Source organism: Natronolimnohabitans sp. A-GB9, assembly GCF_030848565.1.
Lineage (GTDB): Archaea > Halobacteriota > Halobacteria > Halobacteriales > Natrialbaceae > Natronolimnohabitans.
Genome location: NZ_JAVDDV010000032.1, coordinates 1 through 24,474 on the forward strand (window position 1 = coordinate 1; position 24,474 = coordinate 24,474).

At 52.3% G+C, this 24,474-nt stretch carries 23 protein-coding genes and 8 pseudogenes; 20 read left to right on the top strand and 11 right to left on the bottom strand.

The features are described from left to right. Positions 1–150: 150 nt before the first annotated feature. The 3 genes from RBH26_RS19795 to RBH26_RS19805 all read right to left on the bottom strand — a co-directional run bounded on the left by RBH26_RS19795 (position 151) and on the right by RBH26_RS19805 (position 4,120). Positions 151–1,092: an ATP-grasp fold amidoligase family protein gene (locus RBH26_RS19795; RefSeq protein ID WP_306760091.1), complete on the bottom strand. Its 942-nt coding sequence runs from the start codon at positions 1,090–1,092 to the stop codon at positions 151–153. A gap of 276 nt (positions 1,093–1,368) precedes the next feature. Further along, a complete protein-coding gene (locus tag RBH26_RS19800; RefSeq protein WP_306760092.1) occupies positions 1,369–2,835 on the bottom strand; it encodes a flippase in 1,467 nt (488 codons plus the stop codon). Between the two features lie 274 nt (positions 2,836–3,109). Further along, positions 3,110–4,120, bottom strand: a complete 1,011-nt coding sequence (locus RBH26_RS19805; RefSeq protein WP_306760093.1) for a sugar-transfer associated ATP-grasp domain-containing protein — start codon at positions 4,118–4,120, stop codon at positions 3,110–3,112. 471 nt (positions 4,121–4,591) lie between these two features. Between RBH26_RS19805 and RBH26_RS19810 the strand changes: the two are divergent. Continuing rightward, positions 4,592–4,729, top strand: a pseudogene (locus RBH26_RS19810) (IS6 family transposase); the annotation flags it as partial. Between the two features lie 25 nt (positions 4,730–4,754). Here RBH26_RS19810 and RBH26_RS19815 read toward each other — a convergent pair. The 5 genes and pseudogenes from RBH26_RS19815 to RBH26_RS19835 all read right to left on the bottom strand — a co-directional run bounded on the left by RBH26_RS19815 (position 4,755) and on the right by RBH26_RS19835 (position 9,949). Continuing rightward, a complete protein-coding gene (locus tag RBH26_RS19815; RefSeq protein ID WP_306760094.1) occupies positions 4,755–6,443 on the bottom strand; it encodes a hypothetical protein in 1,689 nt (562 codons plus the stop codon). Positions 6,444–6,623: 180 nt separating this feature from the next. Then, positions 6,624–6,941, bottom strand: a pseudogene (locus RBH26_RS19820) (sugar phosphate nucleotidyltransferase); the annotation flags it as partial. A 665-nt stretch (positions 6,942–7,606) separates the two neighbouring features. Then, positions 7,607–8,701: a sugar-transfer associated ATP-grasp domain-containing protein gene (locus tag RBH26_RS19825; RefSeq protein ID WP_306760095.1), complete on the bottom strand. Its 1,095-nt coding sequence runs from the start codon at positions 8,699–8,701 to the stop codon at positions 7,607–7,609. A gap of 172 nt (positions 8,702–8,873) precedes the next feature. Continuing rightward, entirely contained in the window at positions 8,874–9,059 is a 186-nt protein-coding gene (locus tag RBH26_RS19830; protein WP_306760096.1) for a hypothetical protein, read from the bottom strand. A gap of 653 nt (positions 9,060–9,712) precedes the next feature. Beyond that, positions 9,713–9,949, bottom strand: coding sequence for a hypothetical protein (locus RBH26_RS19835; RefSeq protein ID WP_306760097.1), 237 nt, complete (start codon positions 9,947–9,949; stop codon positions 9,713–9,715). 258 nt (positions 9,950–10,207) lie between these two features. On the opposite strand from RBH26_RS19835, the gene RBH26_RS19840 reads away from it, so the two are divergent. The 6 genes and pseudogenes from RBH26_RS19840 to RBH26_RS19865 all read left to right on the top strand — a co-directional run bounded on the left by RBH26_RS19840 (position 10,208) and on the right by RBH26_RS19865 (position 14,183). Then, a complete protein-coding gene (locus tag RBH26_RS19840; RefSeq protein WP_306760098.1) occupies positions 10,208–10,783 on the top strand; it encodes a hypothetical protein in 576 nt (191 codons plus the stop codon). Continuing rightward, positions 10,776–11,753, top strand: coding sequence for a hypothetical protein (locus tag RBH26_RS19845; RefSeq protein WP_306760099.1), 978 nt, complete (start codon positions 10,776–10,778; stop codon positions 11,751–11,753). The genes RBH26_RS19840 and RBH26_RS19845 overlap by 8 nt, the downstream gene beginning before the upstream one ends. 335 nt (positions 11,754–12,088) lie before the next feature. Next, positions 12,089–12,487, top strand: coding sequence for a type II toxin-antitoxin system death-on-curing family toxin (locus RBH26_RS19850; RefSeq protein WP_306760100.1), 399 nt, complete (start codon positions 12,089–12,091; stop codon positions 12,485–12,487). A gap of 33 nt (positions 12,488–12,520) precedes the next feature. Further along, positions 12,521–12,691 (top strand): hypothetical protein, encoded by a 171-nt coding sequence (locus RBH26_RS19855; RefSeq protein ID WP_306760101.1) that lies wholly within the window; start codon positions 12,521–12,523, stop codon positions 12,689–12,691. Between the two features lie 39 nt (positions 12,692–12,730). Beyond that, a pseudogene (locus RBH26_RS19860) lies at positions 12,731–13,028 on the top strand (hypothetical protein); the annotation flags it as partial. Between the two features lie 654 nt (positions 13,029–13,682). After that, on the top strand, positions 13,683–14,183 hold the full coding sequence (locus RBH26_RS19865; RefSeq protein WP_306760102.1) for a hypothetical protein: 501 nt from the start codon (positions 13,683–13,685) through the stop codon (positions 14,181–14,183). 275 nt (positions 14,184–14,458) lie between these two features. Here RBH26_RS19865 and RBH26_RS19870 read toward each other — a convergent pair whose 3' ends face one another. Then, positions 14,459–14,776 carry a winged-helix domain-containing protein gene (locus RBH26_RS19870; RefSeq protein WP_306760103.1) on the bottom strand — a complete coding sequence of 106 codons (318 nt, stop codon included), beginning with the start codon at positions 14,774–14,776 and terminating at the stop codon, positions 14,459–14,461. 148 nt (positions 14,777–14,924) lie between these two features. Between RBH26_RS19870 and RBH26_RS19875 the strand changes: the two are divergent. The 10 genes and pseudogenes from RBH26_RS19875 to RBH26_RS19915 all read left to right on the top strand — a co-directional run. Beyond that, positions 14,925–15,165 (top strand): annotated as a pseudogene (locus tag RBH26_RS19875) (hypothetical protein); the annotation flags it as partial. Positions 15,166–15,423: 258 nt separating this feature from the next. After that, a complete protein-coding gene (locus RBH26_RS19880; protein ID WP_306760104.1) occupies positions 15,424–15,693 on the top strand; it encodes a type II toxin-antitoxin system HicB family antitoxin in 270 nt (89 codons plus the stop codon). Positions 15,694–15,695: 2 nt separating this feature from the next. Continuing rightward, positions 15,696–15,947, top strand: a complete 252-nt coding sequence (locus RBH26_RS19885) for a type II toxin-antitoxin system HicA family toxin (RefSeq protein ID WP_306760105.1) — start codon at positions 15,696–15,698, stop codon at positions 15,945–15,947. A gap of 267 nt (positions 15,948–16,214) precedes the next feature. Beyond that, positions 16,215–16,463 carry a UPF0175 family protein gene (locus RBH26_RS19890; RefSeq protein WP_306760106.1) on the top strand — a complete coding sequence of 83 codons (249 nt, stop codon included), beginning with the start codon at positions 16,215–16,217 and terminating at the stop codon, positions 16,461–16,463. Further along, positions 16,450–16,944, top strand: a complete 495-nt coding sequence (locus tag RBH26_RS19895) for a DUF3368 domain-containing protein (RefSeq protein ID WP_306760107.1) — start codon at positions 16,450–16,452, stop codon at positions 16,942–16,944. Before RBH26_RS19890 ends, RBH26_RS19895 begins: the two co-directional genes overlap by 14 nt. A gap of 412 nt (positions 16,945–17,356) precedes the next feature. Next, positions 17,357–18,771: pseudogene (locus RBH26_RS19900) on the top strand (transposase). 134 nt (positions 18,772–18,905) lie between these two features. Then, complete coding sequence (locus RBH26_RS19905) at positions 18,906–19,445, top strand: ArsR family transcriptional regulator (RefSeq protein WP_306760108.1); 540 nt, start codon at positions 18,906–18,908, stop codon at positions 19,443–19,445. Next, entirely contained in the window at positions 19,445–19,933 is a 489-nt protein-coding gene (locus RBH26_RS21390; protein WP_345784090.1) for a hypothetical protein, read from the top strand. The genes RBH26_RS19905 and RBH26_RS21390 overlap by 1 nt, the downstream gene beginning before the upstream one ends. A 25-nt stretch (positions 19,934–19,958) precedes the next feature. Then, positions 19,959–20,207, top strand: a pseudogene (locus RBH26_RS19910) (hypothetical protein); the annotation flags it as partial. Continuing rightward, positions 20,195–20,452 (top strand): annotated as a pseudogene (locus tag RBH26_RS19915) (ArsR family transcriptional regulator); the annotation flags it as partial. The pseudogenes RBH26_RS19910 and RBH26_RS19915, both read left to right, overlap by 13 nt. A 639-nt stretch (positions 20,453–21,091) precedes the next feature. Here RBH26_RS19915 and RBH26_RS21395 read toward each other — a convergent pair. Next, positions 21,092–21,190 (bottom strand): annotated as a pseudogene (locus RBH26_RS21395) (RNA-guided endonuclease TnpB family protein); the annotation flags it as partial. Between the two features lie 170 nt (positions 21,191–21,360). Here RBH26_RS21395 and RBH26_RS19920 point away from each other — a divergent pair. From RBH26_RS19920 to RBH26_RS19930, 3 genes are all read left to right on the top strand, one after another. Continuing rightward, a complete protein-coding gene (locus RBH26_RS19920; RefSeq protein WP_306760109.1) occupies positions 21,361–21,990 on the top strand; it encodes a hypothetical protein in 630 nt (209 codons plus the stop codon). A gap of 207 nt (positions 21,991–22,197) precedes the next feature. Further along, on the top strand, positions 22,198–22,476 hold the full coding sequence (locus RBH26_RS19925) for an antitoxin VapB family protein (protein ID WP_306760110.1): 279 nt from the start codon (positions 22,198–22,200) through the stop codon (positions 22,474–22,476). Beyond that, positions 22,463–22,864: a PIN domain-containing protein gene (locus tag RBH26_RS19930; RefSeq protein ID WP_306760111.1), complete on the top strand. Its 402-nt coding sequence runs from the start codon at positions 22,463–22,465 to the stop codon at positions 22,862–22,864. The genes RBH26_RS19925 and RBH26_RS19930 overlap by 14 nt, the downstream gene beginning before the upstream one ends. 169 nt (positions 22,865–23,033) lie before the next feature. Here the strand turns inward: RBH26_RS19930 and RBH26_RS19935 are convergent. Further along, positions 23,034–24,474, bottom strand: a 1,441-nt coding sequence (locus RBH26_RS19935) for an SWIM zinc finger family protein (protein ID WP_306760112.1), incomplete at its 5' end; no start/stop codon positions are given.

Below are 24,474 nucleotides of genomic sequence, written 5' to 3' on the forward strand. Positions count from 1 at the left end.
AAAGGGAAAGCTGTAACAAGCAACCGTGGCTCGCGCACTTATTTGGCTAGGAGACAAGGGTAAAGATTGATTTATGAGATGTTGTCTTTCGACCTCTCACTCGTGGCTCTAGCACATCACCCGACGCCGTATCCCTATTCAACAGAGCAGTTACCAGTATTTTCCAATTTCGAAATCGGCTTGGACAGGGTCAAAGCCGGAATGTCCTGCACCTGGAGCGAGTGTTATTTCTCCGAATCGAATCTCTCCTTCTTCTGGATTATACATGTCTACCCTAGCAAAATCAAAGTCTTCGCCAAGTGTTTCAGCAATCTTGATCATCTGCTCTAAATCACTAGGTTGTTCGAGATCTGGACCTCTTGGATACCCTTTTTTGAAGTCTAAAACTTCCCAATCCTTACTATATAAAGTCATTTTATGTTGTGAGAATCTTCCAAAATCTACTTGTATGAATTGCACGTTCCCATGGAATACGAAAAATTTATAATCTAAAGGTGCCTTTCTTTCACCAGAATCTATATATTCTTCTATTATTATCTGCGGTTTGATGTCCTGATACCAATACTCATTAGTGTTATCACCGTATTTTGTATTCATCCATATTTTACATGATTCTTTAATATCACCAAAGTTTATACTGTCTTTATCTTCAACTATTATTACATTACCACAACTATGAGTAGGCTTGATCACAAACTTCTGAGGAAGATCATCAAAAGGTATTGTCTCGGGATCGTCAGTGACATAATAAACATCGTTTAATATTTGATCCCCAACCTTTTTATTTACATATTCTCTCACCCTCCATTTATCTGCAACTTTTGAGTAGAGGTCCTTATCAGTAAAGAGCATTCTATGCATTATTTTTTCATTGAGTGATCGAGGTGAGCGAATATTCGGCCAGTAACCAAGTGTAGGGAATGATATCAACTTTTGATGATATGTCTTCCCTAATAATTTCTCTACAAATGGCGCAACTACGGAATGTTCAAGGAGATATAACCAAACATTTATAACAACTCCTTTAATGCCACTATCTCGATACGACTGAGCTAATAGTTCAATCTTGCTTTTAGTTTTTACTTTAGACATATTTACGTACTATTTATGGTCGATCTATAGTCTAGTCTTATTGGCAGACTCCGTTTATGAACATTATCCTAAATATCTTTCGCTTGGATCTTGAAGTGTAATTCCACCGATTTCGTCGGACCGTCACCGATCAGTTTTCATTATCAAAATTACAGATATAACTAGGTCGGAAGTTTAAGTATGGACATTTGCTCTGTCTCCCTAGTCAATATGTTAGACGAGTTCCCTCTACGCTACTGTTGATGACTTATTCTTTGAGTTAGATACTCACGTCACTCACGTGAGTGCAGTCGTAACCTCTTTAACATCAACAAGTCCAATTGCAACAGATAGAGTCGCATAAATAGTGACACCAATTCCAACAACCAGGATCATCGAAATCCATCCAGTTATAAAGTCAAGGATCGAGAAAACGCTAATCGCCATCACCATTGTAATAGAAAATATTTGAATTATATCAATAAGAATCACTTTTAATCTGAGGTTAATTTCATTATATACTATATATGTGTTCCCAAGTGCATAGAGAGAATAGGTGATTACCGTCGCTATTGCCGCTCCGATTACACCGAGTTGTGGGATTAGAATTATGTTGAGGCCAACGTTCATAATCGAAGTTATCCCTTTTAGAATGGCACGTATTCGTGCTCGGCCGAGATAGTCTAGTGCAGTAGAAATCACCAGATTAATTGACAATAGTACTGCATAGATACTCAGAATCTGAAGCACTGGTACTGCACCCAAATATTCCGTTCCGAATAGGAGTTCAATCATTGGTTCAGCAACCAGCGTCAGCCCGGCAGCAGCTGGAACATATAACAGAAATATATTGGTAAGTGCATTCTCATAGATTCGCGATAACGACCCAGTATTTCCAGCGGTGCTTTCGGCCGCTGCTGTTGGACCAAGTGTGAATCCAAGTGCAGAAGCGGGCCGTTCTATGAAAGTCACTATCTGTTTTGAAACGACATAGTAACTAACGGCCATCGGAGTAAGGAAAAATCCAACGAGAACCGTATCGAGTTGATTGTCAATTCTGCCAGCTGCTTGTGTACCAGTTAGTGGAATAGAATATTCGACGAGACGCCGTTTGAGGCCCGGTTCCATAATGGGTCCCGGTTTGAAGTTTCGGTAAAATCGGAAGTACAGCACTAATATACCGACGATCGTACCTAAAAATACGCTGACAACATATCCCACATAGGCGCCAAGAGCTCCGTATCCCAGAATCACGAATCCGACGGCGAAAATCGGCTTAGTTAGTCCTGCTACGAGTTTAATCTGTGCAGACAACTCAATTGCCTCAAATCCCTGAACCAGCTTTCGGGTATACTCATGAACGGTCGTGAAAACTAAATATAGCGACCCTATCAACAAAAATGGAGCAAGATTGGGTTCTCCAGCTAGTTCTGCGATGTAATGACGACCAGCGATGAGACCCATAGAAACTATAAGAGCAAGAAACAATATCACTAAGAAAGATATTTGAATGATATAGGGAACTTGGGTGCAGTCTTCCTCCTTATATTCCGCAATGTATCTTGCAGAAGAATTTTTCATACCAAGCGATGAAAATACCTCTGCAATTGCAATATACGAAATTGTTAAATAAAGAAGTCCGTACGAATCTGGATCCAGGAGGCGAGCGAGTATAACCAGAAGAATAGCAGTGGAAACAGCCTGTCCTACTTGTGCCGCTAATTCCCATCGAAATCGATTACCTATCTGTGACGTTGTTACCATTGACTGATAATTGAAAGTTATAAACCAATATATTTGAATTCGATGTTAACGGACTACTACAGAAGGTGTTTAACCTCCAACCCATAATCAATATTTCTATAATCGATGCAGCCAGGTTGCGGGTACGAAAATTTATAGACGACTTATATTTAACACTGTTGTATTCAACTATAATATTGAAAATATTTAATTCTTGTTTCTGCACAACTTGATTTCAAATTCCATCATTGATTATATTCTAATAGAAATATTATAAAATAGAAAATAGTTAATTTTATATTTTTATTCCATTCTTGCGGAAAAACCGTCTCACTCGTGAATCCTTCAGTAGCGGGTCGTGGATCTGGATAACACGCGGATTAGGGTAACTGTTTCCCTCTAGTATTTTAAATTCTCCAGGACTAGTGACGATAATATCCCATCCGACGTACTTTAGTTCCGGCGTCTTTCTGGTGATCTCGACCAGTTGCTCTTTGATTGACTCCCAGCCCGGTATCTGAGTCCCCTCAATCAGCTCGTCCGTGGATGGGTGAGAGTCATGCCAGCGTAACTTGTTGGTCTCAAGTCGTGATGCCGCTTTTCCGAGTTCCCCTGTTTCAAGGTTGATACGGGCCGACAATCCCCGTTGGGTAAAGTTATCCAGAGTGCCGGATTGACTAGAACCAATACGATGAGCTGCGCCAGCAATAAACGGGTCGCCGTGATCCGGATGGATCGTGAGCACTCGAATCGTGTTAGCCGACTCGGGATAAATACGTTTAATGTAGTTTGCTTGGTCGCAGTATTCGGTGACGATCATGTTGTTGAGTTCTGAACTCTTTTCTGAAAGGTGACTTACATTACCACCTCGCCCGAGTAGTACTGCTTGTTCATTATCTAAGGTACAGATATAGACATCCTTACCACCGCCACCGGTGATACCTTTTATTACTAATTTTCGTTTGTTTTCTAGAATATGATTAATACTGTCATATTCCTCACTAATAAATTTACCATTCTTTATTCTTCCGTAAAGAGTGGGAAGATACTCTTGAAGATCTCGATCATTCATATACTTATGAAAAGAAAGTTTATTATCAAGCAGGTCAGGAGACTGGTTAATGATACCTGCTCGGAGCCGATCTACCGAACTCAAGTAGTCGCTTTCATCGACTCCATCGTCAAATCCATACAGGCTAAACATCTCTGCTCTATATCCCTTCCTCACAGCGTCGATATGTTCTGACGGACTCAAAGAGCCGAAATTTACTATGTTATCAATTACGACGTAACCGTTGCTCTTCACAGTCCGGTTAAATTCCTCCGGAAGGAACGAGAACGCTTTGTCATAAACTGCCTCACAACTCTCGACAACTGATCTACTACCAGTACCCATTTTATAATGACACGATACATTCCCGGACTTTTAGTCTTAGGGTTTCCTTCAATAGATTCATCTATACCCTCACTCATATAACTATATTTGACAGTCAGGTGACTACCAAATTTGAGCTTGGCCGCCTTACAGTCAACTCTCATATACCTAAATAAATTTTCTTTAACACTGCTATCAAAAATCATTTCCTCCCATGCGACAATCTATCTGCTTACGTTCATATTAGATGCCTGGAAAATTCCGTGTAGTGTAATATGATACTGTCTAGTTAGCTTGAGAAGCGAGGGGGCATAGAACGTGTTGGATATGCTGCTCGTGGATTTGCTTAGTAAGTCTACACGGGGAATTGGTATATCTTAGGAGTGTAAACGAACGGCGCCGCGCGTTGACCGCTTCCATAACTCATAGGTCGGCAGGCAGTCGAGTGCCAATGAGTGTCTTGAACTATGTGAACACTACTATATGCAGCGACTGTACCAAGCACTCGACGGACAAACGCCAGCGGAGGAGCCACACTAGACAGTGCCTCTAATATTCAATCATCTTATTCCGAGAATATCAATACTCCACTATTGTCATAAATTCTATTATAACTATTATCATATACTGGTTTAGGTTCCCACGTAAGCTGGTACCGGGTATGTTGGCCTTCATAGACATCCACTGAAGTCCGGTGGGCAATATAATTGTACTCTTGTTCGAGAACGGTCTTCTCATAGAGCGGTGGTGGGTCTCCCCGATCTAGTGAGCTATAATTACCACAGTACTCAGACTGAATATAAACTTCTTGTGCATAGTAGGTATCTGTATGGACCGTATCGGAAATATATTGGCAGCCAAATGACTTTGCTTCTACTTCATCTTTTTCTAAATAGTATCGTGGATTGTTTTCATACTCCGGGGCAGCAATTGGTGTGAAAACTTGGGTGATTATAAATACACCTACAACGAGCCATATAAAAACCGTCCAGAGAAGTCGAGTCTTATTTTTATGAGAAACCACCCATGATATGATTGCGATAAGAAATACCTCGCCGAGGAGTAACGTCCGACTTGGATTAAGACCACTGACACCCCCTACACCAACGACGGTTAAACTGACCGTCACAGCGATAATTGAGAGTATCACCGCTGAGTTGGTATCATCATAATTTTTGATGAGTAGTATAGCATAGGCAAATCCTGCAAACAGGAGCAGGAACAGCATATAACTCCTCTCAAAGATGAGGACAGTCATTGGTGTGTTTGGGAAGGGAAGTATGTTTGGGAGGGTTCCAGGAACAGCGGGAATAGCCTCCGACGCTTCGTACGCCTCAGTTTCCTCACCAGAGAAAGCGCTTATCAAGCGTTGTATCCTTATAATGGCCATTCTTAAATAATCTGATATATATACCATTTGGACTATAACAATAACTCCAGAGAACAGTAATAACGGCAATATCTTCCGCATACACCCACCCTCAATTATTCTATTGTTTATTATACTATATGTATAGAAAACTGCCAAGAAGAGGAAAACTATTGTTGGAGGTAGTTTATGAGTTAGTGCAAGGACAAATATTAATAAAATGACAGTAATAGCTATGCTAATCTCTTTCTTATTATGCTTTTGAATGTAAAAGAAGAATAGTAAGATGAAGGTAAGCCAGATAAATGTAGCATGAACCTGGGCTTTCGGACGATAGCTAAATGTCAGCAATGTTGGTGAGATCGATGCCAAAAGCATAGCAAGAAACAGTGATTGAATGGTAGTTCGTTGAGGGAACCATCTTACAACCGCGGCTGCAGCCAATGGAAAGACTATTCCTCCAAGTAGTGGGTATATAATAAAACTATCTTGTGTTGTCAATGAGGTAACAACACTAACGATACCAGTACTCACAAGAAAGATGGGCGCTGATTCATAAAAGTTCAGCCCCATTGATTCAATACGCCCAGATTCTACAAGAAGTTGTGCCCAGTATGCATAGATATCTGGGTCGACACTAATTAACGATTCAGGGTGCTGGAATATAATTATACGTATACTAACAGATGATAGTATTATTAATATAGGAGCATAGATCAGACTATTATTAAATAGAATATAAATTAATAGTATAAAAGACGCAGATAGCATGCCAAAATGCAGATAGGGGTACAGAGAACCAGTTAAATTTATAGTAGTTATAATTATCGAGTATACAATTAATAGAAGAGAAATACAAAGTTTGAAAGCGTTCTTGTCGTCCATATGAAATGGCTTTATGATTTAGTGTGTGAGAATTCTCCCAAGAATATATTAAATGCACCGATGCTTTTTTTGGTTAGTTTCATCCTCAATATTATTTAGGTCCTCGTGGCTTTGTACACGACATGTGACATTTCCCGATGCATTCGGCAGCGCTAGTGCCTATATTTTATTGACTAAATAGATCGTCTGACCGGACTGGATCAACAGGCCGATTGCGTCGCTGATCCCGAATTCACCGTGGACGGAAGGCTGAACGAGGCCAAGCTGAACGTGTAGAAACTGGTCATCACGAGGTTCGACGGCGACTCGTCAGGCTTCTCGATGACGTCCGTGATCTTACCATAGAAGTTCGCGTCACAGATGCCGTACGGCTTGCTTCCACGGCACTTTCTCGACGAGAAAGGCAGCGTCGGCGCGATCATCCTGTTGCCGACAGACGACATCCTCAAGATTTCCCTCGCCCAGAATCAGCATGGAGTCGTCGTCGATGTGATCCTGCTGTTCTCGAGTCACGCTTCGCGTCTCATAACGAGACGCTCAAGAAACACAACGACCGAGGCCGCACTCAACAAGGCCGAAGCAAACAAGCGGCGCGTCCGCGCGCTCCAGGCCCGCGGAACTCAAGAAGGGGACCCACCTCCGGGCCGACTACGTCGCCCCTCACGAACTCAATCGTGAGGGCGACCACGACTTGAGTAATTCAACGACCGACGAACTGCCGGAGACAGATGACGTCCTCGGCTGACCGTGGATACCCCCTCAAGAGAGCACTCGACGCACAACGTCCACTGCAGCTACCTGCGATCGACTCGCTAGCTGGGATAGGTAGCGACAGATCTCACCGATTAAGCAGTCTCGGCAGTCCGAACGGGGGACGGCCGTAGTTGCTTGTCCGGAGATGACGGGGCTGTCAGTGGGTAATTTGACCTCCTTTCGTTCTGAAAATCTAATCGACTCCGATCACTTGTCAGGGTGGCAGAATTATCCCTGGGACGACAATTTAATCCCGTGGAGCCTGCGAAAAGATGGTCGAACTGTATTCGTGACAGCGAAATAATGATCAATCGTTGTTGAGTTGTTCTCAAACCGGATACGACTTCTTATGTCATGTATATCCTATACTTCCAATACGGTTTGGTGTGTAGAACAACGTTCAGTTGTTGTCAGAGGATATCGTGATGCTCAAGGAACCGACGGTTACGTTCATCCACTAAGAGTGGACGATGTACCTGCATCATGTTTAGAGTGGGTCTTGAGTTTCCCTCGATTATTTGCAGTCCGTCATCGGTGACGACAACATCCCATGCGTTCATCGGGAGATACCAGACGCTGTCTGCCATTTCACAAGTTGCTGAGCAGATCTTATCCCAGTATGGAATCTCTACACCCTCGATCTGTGCACCGGTATCTGGGTGTTCTGAAAACCATTCAAGTTCTGGAGAGTCTGGATCACGAGTGGCTTTTTGAAGAACGCCTCGCTCAAGATCGATACCCGCAGACAAGCCCCTGTTATCCCAATTATCAACAGGTCGAGACTCATCAGTTCCGATCCGATGGATCGCATCTGCAACGTATGGTTCGTTTTTATCGTAGTCCCAAAACGTAACGACACGTATTGTGTTAGTGGAGTCTGAGTAGAGTTCGTCAGCGTAATCGGCCTGCTCAACGAATCCAGTGACAATATAGTCACCGTCGCTGATCCTCCCCGAAAGATCGTCTACTTTACTGGGTTCGTCGTTGATCGTTACCCCCGAATCGGTATATCCCACGATGAAGACGTCATTACCACCATTTCCATTCTCCGGTTTGAAAACAAGTTTTTCACTCGGTTTGATCGTCTCAGTCACCCACGATCCAATGTCATTCGACAGTACGTTCATCTCTGGGTCCAGTACTGTCCCATCCCTAATCACGGCGTATAGGTCCGGAAGATACTCGGAGTGCGTGTAGCGAAGCAGTCGGTCAAAGACGAATTTGTGAGTAGCAATTGTCTTCTCATCCCCGTTTGCTTTGAGGCGTTTATAATACTGAATATCGTTAAGATAGTCTTCGGGATCGTAGTTATCAAAATCATATAGAAACATCGATGATGTCAAAAACCCACGCCTCCACCACTCGAGTCGCTGTCTCAGTGGGACTTGAGAACTGTATGTATTCCTGATCTCCCGCCCAGCGAACGATCCCCAGGACTCTGCTCTCTCTTGGAATCCTAAATAACATCTTTTAAGCCTGTTTCTCGCCTCAACTAAGACATCCATACTTGTCTGAAGGCATTATACACATTGATCATAGTCGTTCTGGTTGACGGGTCTGGACATCTATTTTTACAGTAATCGATCGCTCTTACGTCGACAGATGTCGACTGTATTGCCTCGTATTACTGTAACGCAGGCCGAAGAGTGGAAGTTAGCAATCGAGACGAGTACGGACTCAGGAAAGCACCGCTGAAAGCACGACGTAGCCGACGTACAATATGAGAGCGAGCACGGCGAGCGATACGATCGTACTCACGACCCACGAGACGAGCCCAATGACGATCGCCACGAACTCGAGCAGCACCCACAGCGCGGTGATCCCGACGACACCGAGGCCGACGATCCGCAGTGCACTGGTCATACGTAGACGTAGTGAACAAACCACCATGAGTGTTCGTGCCTTCCGTCCACCGCTACAGCGACCGATCAAACTGCTGTAGCGAAATTGAAAGGGATAACGTTGTGCTCGAGGTTCGAGAAGAAGCAAGCTTAGAGCCAAGCGAACCACAGCACTCAATCGCGTTAGGCATTCCGGTTAGTAACACCAGTAGCGGTCTACTCGAGTTGCCGTACACACTCTGCTGGTGTTAAGCCATGTTGAGCCGCAAATCGTTCAGCAAGAACCCAAGCACGCTCTGCATTTTGGGGCTCTGCTTCTTCGAACTCTCGGGCGTACATCGAGAGTCCAACGACAATAAGCAGGTCATCTTGTGGATGATCTGTAAGCATCATGCCCTGGTGGCTGCCCTTTCTTATTTAAACTCTCTGCCGGTCTCTACGACGTATGTTACCCATAGACTGATCAGACAACCATCGATGACAGCCGGCCGCCCTTACACTACGGGTGGGACTGAAAGGGGCTGGCGGGTTCGAGGAAGGCGGGCGACGCCCTCGCGAACGAAGTGAGCGAGGGATCAGCGAGACGCTTTGCGTCTCGCGGAGTAAGGACCGCAGGCCGAAGGCCGAGGACCGCAGCGAGCCCCCCGACTCGAACCCGCCAGGGGCTTTCGAAGTCTACTCTTCTTGCTCGAGTTCGTTCGCGTCGAGTTCACCCTCGAGATAGGCAGTCCCCTGGTCGGTAATCACGTAGAAACCTCGAGATGGCCGATCAACCAGTCCATACGAAGCGAGCTTTCGACAGCGAACTCCGATGTAGTTATTGTTGCGATCGATTTCGTCAGCAATAGATTTCGGCGTTCCCGCACCCTGTGAATCGAGGTACTCGAGAATCTCGTCGTCTGCTCGCGTCATCCAGTCAGCGCGCTTTCGCATCGCTGTAACTATGCTTGGCAGAGTTCTAAGTAGGTGAGCGTATCCGTCTCCAAAACAACTCTTTCAGTATCTCTAGACAACGAATAGCTCTCCAAAGAGATCAAAAGCATAGTTTTTTGTTGGAATAGAAATCAATGTTTGGCAACGGGATTGCGGATGACGTATCGTCCGTAGAACGTGTGGGACGGTGATGGAGCACCGACCCACGCCAGCTCCCGTATCCACAGTACGGAAGCCATGTCCAACGACGATTCACGGGATAGTAAAACTCCCGACCGACGGAACGAATCGCCCACGACGATCGCGGCCCGCCTCGAGGCCATCGACACCCTCACCCGGACGCTTCTCGAGGACGTCCACGACCCACAGGGGACGGCCCTCGAGGACACGAGCCGTGACACGAAAACGACGGTCCGAGAACACGTCCTCGAGATCCGTGCCCAGGCGAGTCTGCTGGGGATTCGCGTGCTCGGCCCGGAGGCGGCGATCCCCTACCGACCGGCGGACGATCCCGACGAAGGTGGCTCGCCGCCGGGCTATCGACCGGCCGCGACGACCTACAGCGGGCCGACGCCGGAGGCCCTCGAGCGCGAACGTGAGCGCCAACGCCGACGGATGGACGACGGGGCCACGATGGACGACGGGGCCATGGACGAGCCGGCGACGGAGTCGGCCGACGACGGTGACGAAACACCCGACGACGATGCGGACGCCTCCGACGACGAGAACACGGCTACCACTGACGAGGAACGCGAAGCCACCACCGACGACGAAGCACAACCCACCGACGAGGAGGGCGAGGACGATGACTGAGGCCGACCTCGAGGCCCGCGTCGACGCCCTCACCGATCGCCTCGAGACGCTGGAGACGGCCCTCGAGCGAAAGGACGACCGTATCGAGCGCTTAGAGACCGAACTCGAGGCCCGCGAGGACCGCATCGAGACACTCGAAACGCACGCGCGTGACCTCGAGACTCAGCTCGCTGCGCTCGAGTCACGACTCGAGTCCCACGACGAAACGCTCGAGCAACACGACAACCAACTCGAGACCCACACCACACACCTCGAGTCCCACGACGATCAACTCGAGGAACACGACGACCGCCTCGAGACCCTCGAGCCGAAGCTGACGACGACGGCGACGAAGACCGAGGCCGCACTCAAAAAGGCCGAGGCGAACAAGCAACGCGTCCGCGAGCTCCAGGCCCGCGAACTCGAGAAGGGGGCGCATCTCCGGGCCGACTACGTCGACGAAACCGAACTCGAGGTCGATGGGGGCACACTCGAGCGGATCACGAAAGCCGACGGCCACACCTATTATCGCCTCCCCGAGCAGGCCGACCCACTCGCACGGGGTGGTGAGGTGACCCTCGCCTACGGCGATCTGCTGCCGATCCAGCAACTGGCCCGGATGGACGAGGAGATGCGTCGGTCGACGACCAGCGCCCTGCCGACGAGACTGGCGGCGAAACTCTGGAAGGCACGGACGGACGCGAGCGTCGGCGACGATCCCTGGGAACCCGGCGGGAAGGGGATCGACGCGTACGTCAGGGCCAGCGATCTCAAACACTGGATCAGGAGACAGGAGCCCGGCACGAGCGACGCCTACGCGAAGAAGCTCGTCTCACGGATTATCGACGCGCTGCTGGATCTCTCGAGGAACCGCCTCGCCATCAGAAAACGTACCGAGCGAAAGAACGGCCTCGAGTACACCGAACGCCGGATCGTCTTACCCGAAGATGTGGATATCCCTGGGGAGACGACGAACGCAACTGACCGATGAGAGTGAAGCGAACGCACCGGTGACAGCTGCCGTCCTCGGATGACCGGGGACAGGGGGGAGACAGCGACCTCGAGAGAGTCCACACGTCTCAGGGAACGAACAAATCCATCTCACGAACGCGGGTGGTTGCAGGGTCGGGTAGCGATGGGTGTCTCCCTCGAGTGGTCGTCGGTGGTCAGTCCGACGGACGGGGTTCGAAGAAGGGTCTGGAGACGACAGCTGTCGCCGGGTTTGCTGAGCATAATCGGTCGACAACCATCACCGACGTCACTGCGACGAGACCAGGCAGTGACCGTTGAGAAACGGTTAACAGACGGCGTGAGTAACTCAAGCGTGTGACTGACGACATCGCGTATCCCTCTGTCGAACTTATCCTTGATCTTCACGAGCAAATCGTGGCAGAAGGCGACAGCACAGAGCCAGGCGTTCGATCAGAAGACGCGATTGCATCAGCACTGCAGTACATTTCGGAGGGATTCTTTGGGAAGGTACCAGAGACGATCCACGAAAAAGCGGTTCATCTGATGCGGCTGCTCGTTGCGGAACATCCGTTCGTCGACGGGAACAAGCGAACAGCACTCCGAACGGTGGTTGTCTTCTACATGATGAATGGGTATACATTCGAGTACGGTGACGAAATTCGAGCTCTTTTACATCGCTTCGCAACTGACGAAGCTGCAGTCGACACAGACACTGCAGTCATCTATTTCCGGGCGTGCGCTCGACGCAACTGATAAATGGCTACACTGAGTACGTCCAGCATAGCAATGGCGTCCAGTACCGATTCCTCGACGACAGTCGACGATGAAGTCCGCAAGTTGTACGAGCGGTATCGAGCTGCCGAGAGCGATTCCGAACGCCGCGAAATCGCGCTCGAAATGGGGAAGCTTGATGGACGCCGTCACGCGGAAATCTACGCAGCACTCGAGGACGAGTGAACGCTCTCGCTTCTTGATTGGAAGCTGATCGGATCCAAAAGCGATCTCAACCACTGGATCAGACAGCAGGAACCCGGCATCGGTGACGCCTACGCGAAGAAGCTGGTCTCGCGGATGATCGATCCGTTGCTCGATCTCTCGAGGAACCGCCTCGCCATCAGGAGGTCGATCTCTCGAGGAACCGCCTCGCCATCAGGAGGTCGATCTCTCGAGGAACCGCCTCGCCATTAGAAGGCGTACCGAGCGAAAGAACGGCCTCGAGTACACCGAACGCCGGATCGTCCTGCCGAACGACGCCGATATCCCTGGGGAGACGACGAACGCAACTGACCGATGAGAGTGAAGCGAACGCACCGGTGACAGCTGACGTCCTCGGATGACCGGGGACAGGGGGGGAGACAGCGACCTCGAGAGAGCCCACACGTCTCAGGGAACGAACAAATCCATCTCACGAACGCGGCTGTATTCGAGGTCGAGTAGCGATGGGTGTCTCCCTCGAGTGGTCGTCGGTGGTCCTGGCTACAGACAGCGGTGGTGTGTGAACCTGAAGACGACGGCTGTCCACGGATCGTGTTTCGACCAAGGAACACTGGGTGGATAGCGGTTCGGGGTCTCGAGAACGGCGTGTCGGTGGTGTTTCTCGAGAGTGTCGGATCCCGTTGCCAAATGTTTATGCGGAGTACCATCGTATATTGAATACGATGGGACAGAACAGAGATGTGCCAACGGCAGAGGAGGTCGCCGAAGTAGCCGGGGGAGACGTTGAAACGGCTCGCCGGGCACTGGCTGCTGTGCGTATTCGAGACGAGGACAACGAGTGAAACAGTGACGTCGGAATCGCGATCTTCCGAATTTGAATATCAGTTACAGGCGCTTTTCCAATCCGAAATCGTACCTGATAACCGACTGAGTGACGCTGATTCAGTTCGTCTAAGCGCTGCAAAGCGAACCGTCGACCAGAATTACTACGAGCTCGACGAGTACATCGACGGTGATCTTCAAACGAACCCTGTATTTATCTGCCACAAAGATCGAGTTGACGAAGGGATTCGAAGCCTTGCGGCTTCTCCACAACTACCTCTCTTCGCTGTATTCGCTGAACGAAACGGTTCGTGTCCTGTGTAATCAATATACACCCCGCGATTTCGAACTGACGAGTGGTGATTTCACCGCTGTGTCAACTGATGGATCATATTATGGGCGCAAACTTGGGTTTCTTCGGGGGCTGCGAACCGACTTTCAGCATGGAGGCTTTTCCTGTCTGTCCTTCGATAAAGTCGGCGACCTCGGCAGTTTCGAAGGGTATCACGTCGTCTTTGACCAGGCAGCGTTCATTAACGAAAGCGGTCTACGAGAACCAAACAGATTCTTACAATCGACAAACGAAGCCGAGCAGCGGTATCCGATCAGTTATATCGGCTCGTTTCATCAACAGACGTTACAGGAGTTCTACAACGACGTCGAACGTTGGTTTACTACCGCAGATAGGTAACACTCCATTGGTCTTTAGCTAAGCCCAACAGTAATATTAAGTCCTGAATTATGCACAGCAGTATTAAGGGCGAGAAGAGTCATGGCTTGAACTCTGGTGTTGCCGATATCGGTCGATACGTTCTCCTCGCAAGCGCTATGTTCTCCTCATAGCCGACTTGTGAGGGTTGAATCTGGATAGAAAACAATGCTGCTGAGTATTACTGTGAGTACTAACTAAAGACGGATGGGTAACACTCTATCTTGCGTACCGTGGCATCAAGGGTACTCGTCTCGTCACTCGAGGTCGTCCACGCCGGGTTCCCCCTCGAGATACGCAGGCCCCTTCTCGGTGACGTCGTAATACCCGTCCTCGTCGACGTTCTCGATCAGTCCGTGTTCCTCGAGGACGCTAAGCCGTTGTCTCACCGTCAAATAGCCAATCTCGTAGCGATGACGATTCGGATTCCGATAAAGTGATTTCGCGGGCAACTCGAGGTCGTGCATCTTGGGGAATCCGAGGTCACCAACCGATTCGCGGCCGCCCTCCCCGAGAGTGCCAGCCCAAACGACAACGAGCGCCGCGAGTTCACACGCCATTGCCGGGAGAGTCATGCGAAATCCGAGTGTGCACGTCGGGCGCTGTTGACCGGCGAGATGGATCAGCGTGTAACGTCACCGCCAACGATCTCAAACACTGGATCAGACGTCCTCAGAAATCAAAGATTTCTGATGGGCTGCGCAAGAGCGCTGCTCTTGCGAACGACAGGAACCCGGTATCAGTGACGCCTACGCGAAGAAGCTGGTCTCGCGGATGATCGATCCGTTGCTCGATCTCTCGAGGAACCGCCTCGCCATCAGGAAACGCACCGAGCGCAAGAACGGCCTCGAGTACACCGAGCGTCGGATCGTCCTGCCGGCGGATGTGGATATCCCTGGGGAGACGACGAACGCAGCTGACCGATGAAGAGAACGCACCGGTGACAGCTGACGTCCTCGGGTGACCGGGGACAGGGGGTAGACAGCGACCTCGAGAGAGCTCACACGTCTCACGGACCGAACGAATCCATCTCACGACCGCGGGTGGGTGCAGGGTTGGGTAGCGATGGGTGTCTCCCTCGAGTGGTCGTCGGTGGTCAGTCCGACGGACAGGGTTCGACGGGATGTCTGGAGACGACAGGTGTCTCTGGGATATCTCTCAATTCGAGTTCCCTCCCGGCCGAATGTTTATACTGCTTGTCGGACAACCTGCGCACAGTAGGATGGCTAGCTCTGTAAACGGCGGAAACGCTCACGAGGATGAAATCCATCTGTGGCGTGAAGGTAACTGGTGGATCGCTAAAGACATTGATACCGGTGTCACGACGCAGGGACAGTCACGAAGAGCAGCGCTAGAGAACCTCGACGAGGCTGTTGCACTTCATAACGATGAAATTGGAGGTGAGCCAACCGACGAGGAGCTTCGAGAGTTCGGTATCGATCCCGAGTCGAACACAACTGGTGACCAGGAGCTGCCAGATACGCTGAAGTAGGGATGGGACGACGGACGTTCTCCGGACGAGCGGTCGTCAAAGTGCTTGTCAACATTGGTGGATTCGAATGGCGACGAACGACAGGAGATCATGCACAACTGTACTATCGCCATCCGACGAACCCGGACGATCAACGACGTGTGACCGTTCCGCTACACAACGAACTCAAGACAGGCACGCTTCGAAACATTGCTGACGATGCCGGTGCGAACGATTTTGATGCGTTTTGTACGTGGATTGATCGGCATTCGTAGTGACATCCGCGGCTGATCGGGGACAGAGGGTACGCAGCGACCTCGAGAGAGCCCACACGTCTCACGGACCGAACGAATCCATCTCACGAACGCGGCTGTATGCGAGGTCGAGTAGCGATGGGTGTCTCCCTTGAGTGGTCGTCGGTGGTCAGTCCGACGGACAGGGTTCGAAGAAGGGTCTGGAGACGACAGGTGTCACTGGACGATTCCGTAGCCACTGTCGCTTTTGGCCCAAGGTCTTTGTATTCCTGTGAACAACCGTCACGTATGCGGACGATAGACGTTCCGTCAGACGTATACGATTCCTTGCGTGTTCCAGAAGACGAGCGTGAGGACGTTCTTCGGCGGGAATTAGCAGTATCGCTGTATCGAGAAGAGATTCTCTCCTTCGGGAAGGCGCGAGAACTCGCCGGAATGTCCCATCGTGAGTTCCATCGCCTTCTCGGCGACCGTGCCGTCGAGCGCCATTACACGGCAGAAGAACTCACAGAAGACCTCGAGTATGGACGACAGTGAGCTGGTCGTTTCCGATACCTCACCGCTTCTCAACCTCGCGTTGATCGATCGGCCCGATTTCGTCCGCGACCAGTTTTCGACGGTCGTCGTGCCAGAACACGTGTGGTCGGAACTGATGAACGGAGAAGACGGTGTCGAGCGACTCCGGTCAGCACGTGATGACGGAACGATCGAAATCGTGTCACTCGAGGAGACGCCACTTTTCGTGGAATTTCGGCGGAACCTCGACGTCGGCGAAGCGGCAGCACTTGCGTATGCCCTCGAGGAAGACGCAGACCTTGTTTTGATAGATGAACGTGACGCACGGCAGATCGCTCGGCGACACGGCCTCTCGATGACGGGTGTCGTGGGGATTCTCATCCGTGGAAGTAACGAAGAAACGGTTACATTGCGCACGGAACTCGACCGACTTCGTGAAGCTGGGTTTTGGATATCCGACGAACTGTACGAGACTGCGCTCGAACAGTCTAACAGCAAGTGAACAAAGCCTACGCACCAGTCGCGTGCAATACCCGGGAACAGGAGACAAACAGCGACCTCGAGAGAGCCCACACGTCTCACGGACCGAACGAATCCATCTCACGAACGCGGGTGGGTGCAGGGTCGGGTAGCGATGGGTGTCTCCCTCGAGTGGTCGTCGGTGGTCAGTCCGACGGACAGGGTTCGACGGAATATCTGGAGACGACGGGTGTCCCCGGTTGACCCCGGACGAAATCGATTCGCCCCAGTGTTTATAGGCTGAACAGGCGCAATACCACGGTCTTTAGGCCGTGGATACGCGCCGTCACTCAACGCCACATTCCACCGGCTCCAACAGGGCCGGATATTCCACCCCTATCAAACACCAAAATTTACAAGAGAGGCGAGTATAAGTGATTATACAGACGTTCAGAATGCTGGAAGTCCATCGAACCTATCGAGCGGAAATCCGCAACCACTCACAGGTTGAGGACCCCCTCGACCGCCACGGGTGGAGTGCCAGCAAACTCTGGAACGTTATCAGACTACGTCTGATAGCCCGTGAGACGTAGTCTCACGACGTTGCAAACTATCACTCCCGAGAAGTGTGGGAAGAAACGGGCGAGATTCCTGATCACGGGGAGTTGAAAGACGAGTTGAAGACCCATCCAAAGTACAAGGGACTGCACAGCCAGTCCAGTTCGTTCGAAAGGCGAAGCCTTTCGTGATGCCAATGAGCTTCGCTCATTGAGCACAGCGGGTTCTGGAGGAACTCGCTGAAGCCTTCAACTCGTGGTACTCAAGTGACGATGATAGGGACAATCCGCCCGGCTACCGCAAACGCAACTACTACGACGACGAGAGTCGCCGCGTCCACGAAGAACATCCACGAAGCACGGTGACGTGGAAACAGAACGGCATCCGCCACGACACCAAGAACAACCGTGTGCGCCTGTCAAAAGGTGCGAACCACAAGGAACATCCCCGAGCATGGGAGTACATCCTCGTCGAATACGAGACACGCCCCGGCGTCGAGGTTGAGAACCTGCAACAAGTCAGGGCCGTCTACGACCAAGCGAAGGAGCGATGGGAACTGCACCTCGTCTGCAAAGACGAAATCGAGACTCCCGACGCACCCGGCAACGAGACAGCGGGTATCGACCTCGGCATCAGCAACTTCGCTGCCGTCGCCTACAGTACCGAGGACGCCGACCTCTACCCCGGCAACCGCTTGAAACAGGACGGCTACTACTTCCCAAAAGAAATCGCCAAATGTGACGACAGCGGTGGCGACAGGGCCACTCGACTGCACCACAAGTGGTCAGAACGCCGCACTCACTTCTTCCACTCCCTAGCGAAACACATCGTTGAACGGTGTGTTGAGAAGGGTGTTGGCCGCATCAACGTCGGGGACTTGGCGGGCGTGCGTGAGAATGAGAACGGCGAATCGAAGAACTGGGGCAAACACGGCAACCTCGACCTACACGGATGGGCGTTCGACGGCTTCACCTCGATTCTCGAGTACAAGGCGAAGGTTGCGGGCATCGAGGTCGTGGAAGTGTCCGAACGCGACACGAGCAAGACGTGTTGCGTGTGTGGTAAAGAAGACGATAGTCAGCGTGTTGAACGCGGTCTGTACGTGTGTGAGGAGTGTGATGCGGCGTTCAACGCCGACGTGAACGGGGCGGAGAACATCCGTCTGGACATCAACGACGAAAGTAACTCCGAGTCTGCACCCAGCTTGGGTGGGGATAGGAGTACCGGCTGGTTGGCACAGCCCGGAGTCTACCTTCATGACCTCTCCCGAGGATTCCAACCTCGGACAGAGGTGGTAGACTGCAAACCGTAATATCCCAACCCCGGGATTCCTCCGACTTCAGGCGGAGGAGGATGTCAACACTGATTCAGCCGTACCACGGACTAAACACTCAGATAATTGGTCCAAGGTAAATTATTTGCAGAAGCACGTCTTAGGGGAGGCCAATGGGAAACTCAGATCGCGGGACGTGGACAGAAACGCTGAGTGGCCGTGAACGGGTCCGCGAAGTCATCGAAGTACTAGACGAACCAACTCCTGTCCAGGAGATCGCCGACCGAGCAGATGTTTCACGGGCGACAGCCGACGATGAACTCCAGCGCTTAGAACGTGATGACTGGGTCATCGAAACGACGGTTGACGGCACGAAGGCATACGACGTGAACCCAGTTCGAATGCTCTTCGACGAGGTTACAACCCATATCAAGGAGCACACACGGGATGAGTTAGAAGAGCAACTCACAGAGTTGAAGGAAGAACAAGAAGAGTTAGCGTCGGAATTCAATGCGAACTCACTCGAGGAGTTGCGTGAACAACTCGCCGAAGAGGAACTGTCGGCCGCGGAACTCCGTGAACGACGGAATGTAATCGCCACGTGGGAAGCACTCAATACGGAACTCGCGCTCGTGAAACACGCGCTCCACCTGTATGGCGATGTCGTCGAACTCTCCTCACCCAAAAATAGCAGTTCCTCTTCACTCGCCTGATGGTCGTTTTTCTCGCAAACCGAGCCAACTTACAGAACAAGCGGCTCCACGATCGCATCCAAAACCGACTCAGTGCCCAGTTCAATGATGTTCACCGACGCCGCACCAAACCGCGGGAAGCCGGGTCGTATCGCGTTGTCAGCACGGTAAACCCACGACAGTTCTTAGGCGATCAAGAGTATCCGACGACGACCGCACGAGTCGAAGTCGGATTCCAACTGCAGACAGGCGAACCGTACGAATACTACTGGTTCAACTGGACCGAGCCGGATCGACAACTGCTGGTTGGATGGCATCAGGACGACACGCATGACGATTTTGGACCAGTTCATCTACAACTGAACGATGGCTCAACAGCCGTTGAGCATCAACCAGCCAACTTCATCGACTCCCACCCCCTCGACGTTATCGAGCGGAGACTCGAATCACTCCCAGGTGCAGTCACCGAAGTTGAGTGGGAAAATGGACGACCGATTGGATTTCGATGACAAGCACAAACAAAGACCGAGATCAGAACTCCATGATCGCGAACCCGAAAAGGGGACACACCTCCTAGAGGAGATTGTCGGTCCTCACAACGTCGGCGTCGCGGATGGGCGCCTCAAGCGGCTCACGAAGGACGATGGCCAGCGCTACTACCGCCTGCCCGAGCAGGCTGACCCACCCGAGCGAGGCACCGTCTCGCTGGCGTATAGCGATCTGCTACCAATCCAGCAACTCGCTCGCATGGACGATGATATGCTGCGATCGACGGCGACCAGCGAACGATTTCGGCAGAACTCGTGGATGCAGTCGGCCGTAGCGACGACGATCAGGATATCGCCGTCTATCTCGATCGTCACGGGATCGACGGGCTCGCGACTGCACTCGAGTACGCACGCGAGTACGTGGACGGGACGGTCAACCACCGAATCACGGCTCGAGAGCTCGATCTCTCACCGCTCGAGGCCGAGATTATTCTCCAGGCGCTCGAACCGGTTGTTCGTGCCCACCGCACTGACGACTGAGCACGGCATATCTCGCAGACTCGGGCGTTTTCATCCGGTGTGGCGGGCCTGAGCGGTGTCTCGAGTATCGATACGTGAGAAGAGTATCTTCTGACCGTAACTGCGAACGAGTTTCTCGAGTGAGACGTAGCACTCGACGACGGGGGTGTCACCGTCGGACCTATAGTAACAACTGCAACGGTTTACACACTGATCGCCGATCCGTCTGGCGATCAGGTGTGCAATGACTTGCAGTGGCTACTATAGAGCCACTCCGGGTAACCACTCCACCATCGAGGAGTATCGACGCGGTCCTCGAACTCTCGACGAACCGGCTGGCCTCCAGAAACGATGCCAGCAAAAGAACGGCCTCGAGTATACCGAACGCCAGATCGTCCTGCCGAAAGACGTCGATATCCCTGGAGAGACGACGGGATCCACAGACCAGTGAAGGGAATGCCGGTGACAGCTGCCATCCTCGGGTGACCGGGGACAGGGGGGGAGACAGCGACCTCGAGAGAGCCCACACGTCTCAGGGAACAACCCACGACACACCACGACCGCGGCCGATCGCAGGGATGGCTCGCCTCGAGTGTCTCCCTCGAGTGGTCGTCGGTGGTCAGTACGGCGGACGGGGTTCGAAGAAGGGTCAGGAGACGATTAGGGTTTGCAGTCTACCACTTGGTCACGCGGTAAGAATCCGCGTGGCAAGTCATATAGGTAGACTCCGGGCTGTGCCAACCAGCCGGTACTCCTATCCTCGTCTAAAGATAGAGTGCACTCGCATTTCGCGGAACGTGTGGCCCGCTCATCTCGTTCACGATCACTCATCTGTTCGGCTTAAGACTTCACTCTCAAGTTGGGATATTCAAGCGTTCCCAACTTGGTCAGCCGAACAGTTACGGTGAAAGAAAACAAAACCAACGTCTATGAGCAATGGCGGGAACGGCACCCAGGAACCTACCGGCGCTTCATCCCCATTTGGTGGTGATGAGGTCATGCCGTTCGAGAAACAGCGGCGAGCACACCGGTTTCTCACCCAGGAGACCCGCTATCATATCGTCCAGGCGATCCTCGGCCATCCAGCACATTTGGCCACACTCGACGAACTCGAGTACCTCGTGCCGAAAAACCGCTCGACGATCCGTGAGCATCTCGATCGGCTCGCCGAGAAACACATCATCGACAAATACGTCTACGACGGCGATGAGGCCGGCCAGTATGACCCACGCGAGTTCTGGGGACCGACCAGCTACGGTATCACCCTCCTCGATGAGTATGGCTATCTCAGATACGTCCCCGTTTTGCGAGCACTTCAGGATAACCTCCATCTCACCGAGAAGATTGAACGTCACCGGAACGCACCCCGACCAACCCTGCCGACTGACGTCGATCGAGCGTTCACCGCGCCCGAACTCGAGGACGAGACCAAAGAGGCGGTCGACAGTGCACTGGCTGCACGAAGGCGTGGTCAGCTGTTCGATGCACCGCTGATCGAACCCGATTCCGACGCGGAGACGAACGGTGACGCAGAACGTCCCCTCGACGAACTCTTCTGAATCTCACTTGTGGTTCACCGTGGGACTCTTCGGCTGTTGGATCGTAGTTCCATGAGCCAGCGTCGTTGTGTACCAGACGAATCCGTGCTGGAGTTCTCTCGTTACTGGGCGTGTTCCGTAGCAGTAGTTGGTAATACGGTTTCTTTATTCCGCTCAGGATTGGAACCATCAACAAGTGTCTTGTGTTTGTGTCTGTGTACACAAACCATGGGAACAAAAACTATCGGCATCCGGGATGACGTATATGAGCGGTTGAAGGCTCGAAAACGAGAGGATGAGAGCTTTACAGACCTTATGAACCGCCTATTAGATGACACGACTGTCGATTGGCGGGAGGGATTCGGAACACTCTCCGAAGGAGAAGCCGACGAACTCGAGCAAATCGTTGCGGACTCCCGTGACCAAACGAGTGACGGGCTGTCCTCACGGCAACAAGAGGCTCTTGATGAGTTTGCGGATATAGAGGCAGACGATGAAACTGCTTGATACAACATTTCTCATCCATTATTGGGCAGGACGGGAGGCGGTTGAAGACTATCTTGAGACGCACGAAGAAGCGGAGTTTGTAACGACGACGCTGAACATCAAAGAGATTGCCGTCGGAAGGGAGATGCAAGGGAAATGTAACCCAGTCGAGATCCGGTCAAAATTCGAGTGGATGACCATCCTCCCGTTTCAGGTGGAACACGCCGTTATTGCTGGCGAGTTAGAAGCGGAATTTCAACGGGATGAAAATATGAATCAGGATAAAATAAATTCCCTTTCTGGAGATCTGTTGATTGCCGCCGTTGCTAAAGAGGCAGGCGCAACAGTTGTCACGAAAAACACGGACGACTTCCAGCTATTCGATGGAGTTTCTGTAGAGACCTATTGAGTGAGAGACGGCAACAGCTGGTCGGGAGAACCGGGTGCACACGACACGGGTTGATGCCGGAGAGACGCTTTCCGGGCCGTAGACGAGTGAGCGACGATCCGTGTGCCGGTATGTCAATCCAATCGCAACGAAAACTCCACCCGCATCGACGGGGAGACACACCACTCACTTACTCGTCCCCGAGTTCCTCGTAGATCCGCTTGCGAAGTGAGACGTCGTCCGCGAGCTCCCGAAGCAGCGTTCGCAGCTCCTCGGCGGACGCCGTCTCGAGGAGGTCGTCCAACGACTGGTCTTCGCCGACGGGATCGACGTCGTCGCTTGCCAACACGGTTGCGACGATATGCTTACAGGGAACGGTATCGTCGGGGCAGCTACATCGGCCGGCTTCGTACTGCCCCGCAGAGAGAGTCACCCGGACGTCATATGGGCGGCTCCCCTGGACGGTCGCCTGGAGCACGTCGTCGACGCGTTCGAGTTCGGTCACGGACCCGCGTTCGTAGTAGCGCATGCCCCGTTCGTAGCGGCCCGGGTCGGTCACCTGTCGAAGCGCCTCGAGGTCGACCGACTGCGTCGATGATCGTCTCCGGAGACGCGGGAACGCGTCCGTCACGGGTTCGTCGCCAGGAATCGAAGGGGTAGCCCCGCGGCGGTGACGCCAGCCCTGTTCTGGCCAGCCGATGGGGACCCAGTTGGCTGGATCGCGTACGATATCCCAACAGTCGCCGATCACCGACGCCCGGTCGTCGGGGAAGATCCCCTCGAGGGTGACGGTCCGTGGCGTCCGCCCGACCTCGAGTGTGACGTCGGTCTGGTGGGCGTCGTCGTCGGCGACCCCGTCGGCGTAGCGCTTGCGGACACGCTCGAGTGCGTCGAGGCCGTCGGCTGCGAAGGCGTGGCCGGTCCGCTCGAGTTCGAACACGAGCGCTGCGTATTTGTGCTTGTCACGGTATTTGATCACCGGCCGGTTGCTCCCGACTAGTTCGGTGGGGTCGTACTCGGGGAGTGTCGTTCCGAACACGATCGGTGTGATCGGCTCCGCTGGCGTCTCCGGCAGGCGATCCGTGTCTGGCGCGTGCTCGGCGGCCGGCTCCCCAAGCGGCGTCTCGAAGAGCCGTCCGCAGGCCGGGCACACGGTACAGCCGAGTCGCACGCTGTGCCACGTCGTGTGTTCGTGGGCGCGACACCAGTCACAGGCCTGCCGGGTGTCGTGTTCACGCACCGTCCAGTCGACGTCGCGAACCGGCGTCACCTGCTTGAGTTCGGCGATGATCCGTGAGCGGCGCTTCTGGTGGGTGTCCAACCGGTGGCGACACGAATCACACAGGTCGGCATCGTGCTCGCGAACGTCGGTCGGCAAAACGAGTCGTTGTTCGTCACGGTTCCGTATGGACGGCGGGCCGAGAGAGACGGTGGTCGGACTGGACTGCTCGTCGGCTGGCGGTTCGTAGGCAACGATATCGGTAGCTGTGACGGTTTCGGCCGGAGAATCGGCTGTCTCGTCCGCGAACGACCGCCCATATCGGCAGCCATCAGGGCCGACGAGATGCCACGTTCCGGACGCCGTTCGACCAAACGTTGGCACGGTAGTCGAGAGAACGAGACCGTCCCGC